The following is a 9881-nucleotide window of genomic DNA, read 5'->3' on the forward strand; positions in this document are numbered from 1 at the left end:
CATAATAGCTACTAGAGGAAGCGTAAATCTGAGCATTTAGTGATAAGGACTGAGCGAATTTTGCTCCGTTTTTCTTAGGTATTTATGAATCAGATTGTTAAGTTTGGTTTGGGCAAAAGTAGCGGGCACCTAACCAGTTAGTAATGAGGAGGATGTTACCATCAATGATAGAGTGGTAAGTAAGTTTTTTGGCTTGATGTTAGTGGATGTATTTACTTTTGGCATTCCTTTGTACTTTCTTCATGTATTCAAAAGACCTAAAGTAACGATGATAGCATCCATGTTTATGTTTCCGATAATCTTTTTGTGTTTATGGTTGATCCTTGAACTAATGTAAAGCAGCTTCACTTGTTTTTCTAAATGATAGAGCTTCAATGGAAAATGGATATACTAAGTAGCTTGTAGCATTTCTAGTCAATTAGGAATGCTTTTATATTTATTCCATTAAATTATCCAAAATGATAAGTATTTATTGAATTACAATAAATTTTGCATTATTATGTTGTTAATGATAAATAAGTGAGGTGCTTTCATGAAGATTAAGAAAGGTACAACCATTTTTTTAAAAATAGCTGTTATCATTATTGGAATTATTGTACTTACATTATGTGTATTTTGGCTACCTTCGTTGGCAAGTAATACCGCAGAGCAATTTCCAGCATTTCGTCATTTGCAATACCCCATTTTAGTAGGTTTGTATAGTACGGCAATACCTTTTTATTTTGCTTTGTATCAAGCTATAAAAATTTTAAACTACATTGAAATTCATCATGCCTTCTCGAAGGCATCAGTGATTTCCTTACGCTATATAAAATATTGTGCAGTGGTAATTAGTATTTTATATGTAATAGGCGCCCTATACCTTATGTCACAGCATGCTTTTCACCCTGGAGTAGCACTTATCGCATTTACAATTATTTTTGCATCCATTGTTGTATCCGTTTTTGCAGCGGTCCTGCAGCAATTATTAAGTAGTGCATTAGCGATCAAAACAGAAAATGATTTAACAGTATGAGGTGGAAATATGGCAATTATAATTAATATTGATGTGATGTTAGCGAAAAGAAAAATGAGTGTAACAGAGCTATCTAATCGAGTAGGAATTACAATGGCTAACCTTTCGATATTGAAAAATGGGAAAGCAAAAGCGATTCGTATATCCACGTTAGATGCGATTTGTAAAGCATTAGATTGTCAACCTGGTGACATTCTGGAGTATAAAATAGAGGATAGTGACCGATAAGTAAGCAATCTGGTTTGGTATTCGGTGAAACCTCTGTACCTACTATTCGTATAAGGTATAAAATGCTTTTTGCAGCATAAGGAGGTTATCGATTTGGAAAAGTGGGAGTATGCAGTTGAAACATGGACCTTAGGAATTACATCTGCAGATTGTGAGGAGTTGGAAGAGAAGTTAAATAAGTTTGGTAATGAAGGCTGGGAGCTAGTGAATATCATTCCTCAAGTGGGTGGATTCGGTGGAGAAGTATCGGTTAACTTTAACCAAATCGTATTTAAGCGAAGGGCGTAAAATTTATTAATATCGCCTTCTGTCAAAAAATCCCTGAGCATAGTAGGGGATTTTACAGTGGAAATTAAAATATTTTGATTGGTGTTTTAAAAATTCTTGGAATAACCAAGATTGAATTTGTCATTATGCATATTTTGTAAATCAAAAAAGAACAAATTGGGGGATAAATGAACTCGTATCAGATAGTATCTCCTTTTGTATTAGCTGGTGTACCCACATTTTTGGATTATCACATGATCAAGCGGAAATAGGAGCTCTTGTCTAAGGTTTTTATCATGAAATAGATATGTAAAACAATGTAAGGTATTTTTGTAGTCGATGTATTAATCCTATACACCTTAATTGATATGGTCGTTATTTCCCCTACTTATTCCAATCGTCTTTAGTAGCATGTATATCAAATATATGCCAAGGTAAGCACCAGTAATTAAAAAGAAGGGGTTTAATAAAATGGCGTGAATATCTGTCATTAATACAGTGTTATTTTTTATTACGTTATAAATAGACAATGCAAGGATATTTCCAAAAACAACTAGAGACAGCAACGCACAAAGATTAAATACAATTTCGAACCGTTTATTAGATTTTTGAGAAAAGTACAAAATAGTTGGTAAGATAGCGCTACCTAATAGAATTAGTATTTTCACAATACTACCACCTTCTTACAGTTTGTATCTTCAGTATTTACGGAAATACGAGACCCATACATATTTTTCTAACTATTACCGTTCTTTTTACTCTGGGTAAGATGAGGGGTAAATCGATAGGAAGAGAAATTCCGATGAAGGTTTCTTCCTGGAGATAGTTATTACGTTATTAGACGCTATAGAGAATGAAACATATCATTGGCTTTGGATTGGGATGGATTTTGTACAAAGAGACGTTTGAAATTAGTTAATGATCTTATGCATCAAGCCGTTTTGGGAGAAAATGAATTTACTCCAGATAAGTCTGTTCTGCTAACTACACATTGGGATAGTCATTTTCAATAATTTGTTCCAATGATAAGCATAAACTCGACAGGATTGTAAATGAATGCTGTCTAGAAAGCTTTATTGTGACAATCAAACAGATATTTATTGGAGTCTCCGACATTACCAAGAGACTGAGACAAAGAAATTAATTATCGTTCGTTTTTTGATCAGAATCATTCATTTAATACCTGACATAAGCGAGACTCCGGCGGGAACAGCACGAGTTCGAAGATCCACTTGGTAACGTGTTTTTCTTTACCAAGTTAGCTGATGCCGTGCCCCGCGGAAAGCGCGTATAGTTTCACGGTGCGGCGATAATCCTCCTATTGATAATATGATTATTCGTATTTTGAGTAAAGAAGTTGTGTTTTGTCCCAGCCTCGTCGAATTTTCATCTGTTTTATTAGTAAATAAAGTTTTCCGACATAGCAATAAACTCTCTGACGGCGTAGGGCAAATATTTATGCTTTTTCCAAATCATCCCTAGCTCTAGGTGTACGATAGGGTTTGTGAAAGGAATTGCAGTAATACTACGACTATTTATTTGACCGCATATTTTACTTGGTAACAGCGCAACTCCTAATTTCGCTTCTACCATTTCAATCATTAAGTCTTTTTGTGAGCTCTCACAGACGATTGTTGGTTGAAAGCCGTGGTTACTACACGCTTCCATAATCCTGTCATGGAGAGAAAAATCATTTCGATATAAGATAAAGGGTTCTTTTTCAATAGCGGCAAAATCAACCGACGCTTCATTTGCTATTGGATTATCAGTATGAACAATAAGCATTAACGGATCCTTTAGTAGCTGAATGATTTCAAAGCTTTCATTTTTAATAGGGATATTACAAATTAAGCCAATATCAAGCTCTCCCTCTCTAACTCCTTGTTTAATGCTGTTACTGCCAACCTCATGCAACGTCATATCAAAGGTTGGGTGTGCTTCCTTATAGTTGCTAATTAGTTTGGAAAAGAAAGCAGCACCTATAATCGGAGGTATTCCAATTTTGATTTCTCCCTTTTTTAAATGAATAACGTCATTAAGTTCTGCAGTTAAGTTATCAAATGCATCAAGTACATTCATTGCATTAACAAGAAAAGCACGTCCTGCATCTGTTAGCTCAAGCTGCTTTGCCCCGCGGTCGAATAATGGAGCGCCCAGTTCATTTTCCAAATTTTTAATGGTTTTACTTAATGAAGGCTGAGATATATGAAGTACAGTAGCGGCTTTCGTGAAGTTTCGTTGTTTCGCAACCTCTGCAAAGTATTCGACATGCCTTATGTCCATCTTATCTCCCCCTTTAACCAAGAGAATGTGTTACTGTTTTTTATTATACTGCAAGCTATAGCCAAAAGGAATAATGCTCATGCAAAACATATATTTTTGTTTCTACGCTACTCCGATTAAAATAATAGCAAGGAAGAATGGAAGAGGAGGAATAGCTATGACAGAATATGTGAAAGTAGGAACCCTACAAATTTCCAAGGAACTTTATGAGTTTGTTCAATCAGAAGCGTTGCCAGAAACAGGACTTAGTGAACCAACATTTTGGAAGGACTTCGCACAACTCGTTACTGATTTAGCTCCAAAGAATAAAGCATTATTAGCGGATCGTGATGCGTTCCAAGAAAAGATCAATGCTTGGCATAAAGCTAATGATGTAGTTGACTTTCAGGCATATCAAGCGTTTTTAAAGGGAATTGAATATATAGAGAGTCCAGTTGCTGATTTTACAATTGGAACTAAAAATATCGATGATGTAATTACAAAGCAAGCTGGACCGCAGCTTGTCGTTCCAATTGATAACGCTCGTTATGCTATTAATGCAGCTAATGCCCGTTGGGGATCTCTCTATGATGCTTTATATGGAACCGATGTGATAAATGAAGAAAATGGAGCAGATCGTATAGGGGCATATAATCCGATACGTGGAGAAAAGGTAATTGCTTTTGCCAAAGATTTTTTAGATAAACAAACACCGCTTATGGATGCCTCACATAAATCAGCAACGAAATACGCTATTGTGAATGGGAAATTAAACGTATCACTTGATGACGGAACGACAACTAGCCTAAAAGACGCTACGAAGTTTGTCGGTTATCAAGGCTTTACAGAAAATCCACATGCGCTGTTATTTTGTAATAATGGCTTACATTTCGAAATTCAAATTGACCGTACACATGCTATCGGTACAGTGGATAAAGCAGGGGTGAAGGATGTACTTATCGAATCTGCAACCTCCTGTATTATGGACTGTGAAGATTCTGTTGCGGCTGTTGATGCAACAGATAAAACACTTGTTTACAGGAATTGGCTAGGATTGAATCGTGGTAACTTATCATCGACCTTCACAAAGAATGGTAAGAAAGTAACACGTACATTACATGCAGATCGTAATTATATTGGATTGAATGGAGAGGAAATTACACTTTCTGGTCGCGTACTTATGTTTGTCCGAAATGTTGGACATCTAATGACAACGAATGCAATTATTGATGAATTTGGAAAAGAAATTCCAGAGGGAATCATGGATTGCGTGTTCACAAGCTTGATGGCGAAGCATGATCTATTGGGTAATAGTCCATACCAAAACTCGCAAAAAGGGTCCGTGTATATTGTGAAGCCGAAAATGCATGGTTCCAAAGAAGTAGCATTTGCGAATGAACTATTCAATCGAGTAGAAGATATGCTTGATATGCCCCGGTATACACTAAAAATCGGTATCATGGATGAAGAACGCCGGACAACGCTTAATTTAAAAAATTGCATTTATGAAGTTAAAGATAGAATTGTGTTTATTAATACCGGCTTTCTAGATCGTACTGGAGATGAAATCCATACGTCCATGGAAGCCGGCCCCATGATTCGAAAAGGAGAAATGAAGACTTCTTCATGGTTAAATGGTTATGAAAAAAATAATGTCCATACTGGTTTAAGAACTGGAATGAAAGGAAGAGCACAAATTGGTAAAGGTATGTGGGCAATGCCAGATTTGATGGCAGATATGCTAGCGCAGAAAATTGAACATCTACAGGCTGGCGGGAATACTGCTTGGGTTCCATCACCAACGGCTGCAACGCTTCACGCGCTACATTATCATGAAATAAACGTCACGGACGTGCAGGCGGAAATTGAAAAAGAGACAAAGGATTACCAAGCTGATATTTTACAGATACCAATTGCTAAACATGAAAATTGGTCAGCTGAAGAAATACAGGAGGAGCTTGATAATAGTGCCCAAACATTACTTGGCTATGTTGTTCGTTGGGTAGAACAAGGAGTTGGCTGCTCGAAGGTTCCAGATATTAATGATGTTGCATTGATGGAAGATCGTGCAACACTCCGCATATCTAGTCAAATGCTGACGAACTGGCTTCATCATGGAATTTGCAGCAAAGAGCAACTAATTAATACGTTAAAGCGAATGGCAAGAATTGTTGATAAGCAAAATGCGAGTGATCCTGCATATCGCAATATGGCTCCTAACTTTAACGAGTCCGTTGCTTTTCAAGCAGCATGCGATCTTGTATTGCAGGGGAAATCACAGCCAAGTGGATATACAGAACCAATTCTTCATCGACGCCGACTAGAAGCAAAAGAAAAGTACCATGTGAAAAGTTGACAAGAAATGATCGATTTCCAGTTATGTTGATAGAAGGTAAACCATTGTTAGTTAACAGGAGCACCTCTGCTTGAGGTTTATCAAGTAGCAAATAGTTAATGTGATAATTACTGATATTGCTTCATTTCTATGATTGTTTAAAACCATACATTTTGGGAAAGCTATTCCTATACCTAGAAACAAAACATCTTTAGGAGGAAATCAATATGGGTTTTATTTGGTCATTAATTATTGGTGGTATTCTTGGCTGGCTGGCAAGTCTTATTGTTGGTCGTGATATCCCGGGAGGGGTTATTGGAAATATTATAGCAGGATTTATTGGCGCATGGCTTGGTTCACTAATCCTAGGTGAGTGGGGGCCAGAAATGGGCGGATTTTTCATCATCCCTGCTTTAATTGGAGCGATTGTTTTAATCTTAATCGTAAGCTTCATTATGAAAAGTATGCGACAAACATAAAAATGAATAAATATAGTAGGATAACCAAATGTTCATGTAGATAACTAATGTAACAGGAGAATAAAAGCCATCTATGAAGACTTTATAATAAGATTACGGAATCGTCTGGGTGAGGAGTATTACGTGGAAGAATACTGAGTTGTTCTTGTAATTGCAGTAAAGTTATAATGGTGGCGAGACAAAAAATGGAATACCAAACTATAATCCAAGCATACAAAGCTATGTCCGGATCGTAGTTTGGTTTTTTATCGTTCACATTTAGAACTGATGATGATTCCAACGGGAATGGATAAATACAATGCTAGTAGAAGAATCATGCGGGAATAACATGAGTCCGAGGATTTACTCTGCTAAGCCAATGTTGATTTGCAGCGTACTTGTATGATAAAAGTATTTTATATTTCATAATGGATAAAGAATTACATAATTATTTAGCTTTTGATATGATCATTCGTTTAACCTCTTTATTCTCGTTATTTGTTAGGTGTGGAATAAAAAAGTAGAAGATTAAGAAAATAGACCCATCTCCTTCATGCTATAATACGGACAAGAAATCTTACTAACCAAGGGGAATAAGAAATGAGAAAAAAACAAAGAATGAATACGCTTCAGCTTCTCCCTCTGCTCTTTTTTGCCATCATAATCGTTCTAGCTGGCTGTGGGAGTAGTGCAGATAAGGGAGAAGCAGGTAATGGCAAGGGAAGCAGTGACTATCCAAATGATGTGGAAGAAAATCCGATTGTAACGATAACGATGGAAAATGATCAAAAGATAAAGCTTGAATTATATCCTGAGATCGCGCCAAATACGGTAGCGAATTTCATAGCGTTAACAGAGGAAGGGTTTTATGATGGATTGATATTTCATCGGGTCATGCCTGATTTTATGATTCAAGGCGGCGATCCAGAAGGAACGGGAGCTGGTGGTCCAGGTTATTCCATAGAGGGAGAATTTAGTTCCAATGATTTTAAAAATGAGCTTAAACATGAACGTGGCGTAATTTCTATGGCTAGATCGGTTGATCCTAACTCAGCAGGCTCACAATTCTTTATTACGGTTGCCGATTCGCCACATTTGGATGGTGAGTATGCAGCATTCGGTAAAGTAACAGAAGGATTGGAGGTAACAGACGAGATTGTGTCTGCAGCTGAAGAACAAAAAATGCAGAAGGTAGAAGTTGATACGAAAGGGTATGAATATCCAAAACCTGATAAAGTTGAATAATCATTTTTTGAGCTTCATCCCACATATAACTGGAAGTTAAGCCCCCCACTTCTAGCAATGAAGAGAAACCAATATAGGTGAGAGTGGGATTGATTGTCAGTAAATGTCCAATTGGTTCAAAGGCCTTTAAAATCATACCCTTGTGGTACGTACAATTAGTGGAGGATACAAAGACTAGTACAATGTGATTGGGTAGGAGAAGTTCTCAAGCGCAACTACAGTTTTTATTAGCATGTTAAAAATATATTGTGATCCCCACTAATGTGTGATATGCTGATTTCAACCCTATATAAAGAGGAGATAATTACATGGTAACAGGTGTGTTCAACTAATTCAGTAACTTAATAAGGTTTTAGAGTTCAAAAATGGTCATTTGTAGACAATACGAATGTTTATTTGAAATGGGCTTCTCTAACCTTCTGAATTAGTAATGAACAACGGTTAATCATGTCTTTAGAATCCTACGTGAAGAAGTGTAAAAACCCGTGCTGTTCAAGTGCGGGTTTTTTTAATCGCTTCAATCGTGCTAGGTGATTCGTAGAATGGACTTTTATTGGAAGTTCTTATGAATCATGCTTCTTTGGTATAGGGCTAGTAGACGGCAAATGACCATGTTCATTTGCCGTCTTTTTTTTACACTGAAAAAATCTAGAAATCAGTGTGAATGCTAGCGAGGGCTATCGCCGTTAGATCTTGACGATTAGCTAAGCTTTCTAAATGAAAAGGGAGGAATAAGTAATGAATGTTTTTAAGAGTTATTTGAAGAGGAGTGAAAATAGAATGGAAATATGGAGGTATTATTATAATGGATATTATCGAACAGGTAGGTGCCAAACTTGATTTAGAAGAAGGTACAGCTGTTATCGAACAAGTAATCAGAGAATGTTATGTAGCGCCGGGGATTTCTACAAAGAATTTAGCGAGAAGGGTTCACCTTCCAGTACCAGTAACTGTCGCCGTAAAAAAAGAATTGATGAAGAAGGAAATATTAAAGCAAGATCGTGGTGTACGCTGTACAGTGAAAGGAAATATATTGGTAGAACAGGAGCTGGATTTTCAGGGATTAAACAAAACGTTATATCATAAACTTATATCGATCGAAGCTAATTGGTTAGACGAATGTCAGGACGTCCTTGCTGTGTTAAATCAATTATTTGCTGAGCGTCCGCAGGTTGACGTACAGTTAGATCAATCACAATGTACAGCTGAAACTAGTTTACGTCGAGCCATTCTCTGTCTAAAAGAGCATGCTTTAATTGGTAAACGTATCTTATGTATTGGAGATGATGATTTAGTTAGTATATCAATTGGCTTGCTATTAAAGAAATTATTTCCTGCGAAGCAAAGATTTAGAACGGTTATTCATGTAATGGATATTGATTGTCGCTTTCTTCAATTCATCAGTGATTTCACAGAAAAAGAAGGCTTACCAATCACATGTATAGAGCATGATATGCGGTACCCGTTAGGCAAAACGTATGTAGCGTCATACGATTGCTTTTTTACAGATCCACCTTATACGCTAAACGGACTGGGGTTATTCCTAGCTAGAGGTATCCAAGCATTGAAAAGTAACCAAGGACGGCAAATCTTTTTATCTTTTGCACATAAGTCACCCGAATTTATGTTAGAAATGAATCGTTTGTTTGTTCAAATGGGATTGAGTATTGTTGCCACATATCCAAATTTTAATTCCTATGTGGGTGCTCAAATGATAGCAAACCAGAGCCAAATGCTTATTTTAAAAACGACAGCAGCTACACATATTGCAGATAACTGGCGTACTTTTTATACAGATCCCATCTATACTGGAGAGTTGAAGCAGTCAGAACGTATCTATAGCTGCAAGCATTGTGGAGAAAAATATCGTGTAGGGTATACAGGGAGATACAAAACAATTGAACAGCTAAAACAGGAAGGTTGTCCGAACTGTAATTCTAGCAACGGAATATTTATTTTAAAAGGAAAGGTGACGAAGAAAAGGTAATTATGATGGGGCTGGGACATAACTAGCCTGGAGAAGTAAAAAAGAGATTCCAGTTATCAAAAATAGATAGCTGGAATCTTTTTC

Annotated in this window: 9 protein-coding genes; 7 read left to right on the top strand and 2 right to left on the bottom strand. The window is 36.7% G+C overall.

Annotated elements, in window-relative coordinates:
* Window positions 1-538: 538 nt before the first annotated feature.
* From Q1A47_RS18750 to Q1A47_RS18760, 3 genes are all read left to right on the top strand, one after another.
* Window positions 539-1015 carry a DUF2975 domain-containing protein gene (locus Q1A47_RS18750; protein ID WP_166531001.1) on the top strand — a complete coding sequence of 159 codons (477 nt, stop codon included), beginning with the start codon at window positions 539-541 and terminating at the stop codon, window positions 1013-1015.
* A 9-nt stretch (window positions 1016-1024) separates the two neighbouring features.
* A complete protein-coding gene (locus Q1A47_RS18755; protein ID WP_026679990.1) occupies window positions 1025-1243 on the top strand; it encodes a helix-turn-helix transcriptional regulator in 219 nt (72 codons plus the stop codon).
* Window positions 1244-1336: 93 nt separating this feature from the next.
* Window positions 1337-1531, top strand: a complete 195-nt coding sequence (locus tag Q1A47_RS18760) for a DUF4177 domain-containing protein (protein WP_026679989.1) — start codon at window positions 1337-1339, stop codon at window positions 1529-1531.
* A 338-nt stretch (window positions 1532-1869) separates the two neighbouring features.
* Here the strand turns inward: Q1A47_RS18760 and Q1A47_RS18765 are convergent, their stop codons facing one another.
* Window positions 1870-2178: a hypothetical protein gene (locus Q1A47_RS18765; protein WP_051388252.1), complete on the bottom strand. Its 309-nt coding sequence runs from the start codon at window positions 2176-2178 to the stop codon at window positions 1870-1872.
* Between the two features lie 730 nt (window positions 2179-2908).
* Window positions 2909-3793 carry a LysR family transcriptional regulator gene (locus Q1A47_RS18770; protein WP_166531000.1) on the bottom strand — a complete coding sequence of 295 codons (885 nt, stop codon included), beginning with the start codon at window positions 3791-3793 and terminating at the stop codon, window positions 2909-2911.
* A gap of 157 nt (window positions 3794-3950) precedes the next feature.
* Between Q1A47_RS18770 and Q1A47_RS18775 the strand changes: the two genes are divergently transcribed.
* From Q1A47_RS18775 to Q1A47_RS18790, 4 genes are all read left to right on the top strand, one after another.
* On the top strand, window positions 3951-6128 hold the full coding sequence (locus Q1A47_RS18775; protein ID WP_121604679.1) for a malate synthase G: 2178 nt from the start codon (window positions 3951-3953) through the stop codon (window positions 6126-6128).
* 206 nt (window positions 6129-6334) lie between these two features.
* Window positions 6335-6586 carry a GlsB/YeaQ/YmgE family stress response membrane protein gene (locus Q1A47_RS18780; protein ID WP_026679985.1) on the top strand — a complete coding sequence of 84 codons (252 nt, stop codon included), beginning with the start codon at window positions 6335-6337 and terminating at the stop codon, window positions 6584-6586.
* 579 nt (window positions 6587-7165) lie between these two features.
* Complete coding sequence (locus tag Q1A47_RS18785; RefSeq protein WP_026679984.1) at window positions 7166-7810, top strand: peptidylprolyl isomerase; 645 nt, start codon at window positions 7166-7168, stop codon at window positions 7808-7810.
* 769 nt (window positions 7811-8579) lie between these two features.
* Window positions 8580-9797 (top strand): bis-aminopropyl spermidine synthase family protein, encoded by a 1218-nt coding sequence (locus tag Q1A47_RS18790; protein WP_299632681.1) that lies wholly within the window; start codon window positions 8580-8582, stop codon window positions 9795-9797.
* Window positions 9798-9881 lie beyond the last annotated feature (84 nt).

The sequence above is a fragment of the uncultured Virgibacillus sp. genome, assembly GCF_947495635.1.
Lineage (GTDB): Bacteria > Bacillota > Bacilli > Bacillales > Amphibacillaceae > Virgibacillus > Virgibacillus salarius.

Excerpts from the sequence above, each read along its gene's own strand:
- Q1A47_RS18775 (WP_121604679.1), top strand. The coding sequence starts at position 3,951 with ATGACAGAATATGTGAAAGTAGGAACCCTACAAATTTCCAAGGAACTT.
- Q1A47_RS18770 (WP_166531000.1), bottom strand. The coding sequence starts at position 3,793 with ATGGACATAAGGCATGTCGAATACTTTGCAGAGGTTGCGAAACAACGA.
- Q1A47_RS18780 (WP_026679985.1), top strand. The coding sequence starts at position 6,335 with ATGGGTTTTATTTGGTCATTAATTATTGGTGGTATTCTTGGCTGGCTG.
- Q1A47_RS18755 (WP_026679990.1), top strand. The coding sequence starts at position 1,025 with ATGGCAATTATAATTAATATTGATGTGATGTTAGCGAAAAGAAAAATG.
- Q1A47_RS18785 (WP_026679984.1), top strand. The coding sequence starts at position 7,166 with ATGAGAAAAAAACAAAGAATGAATACGCTTCAGCTTCTCCCTCTGCTC.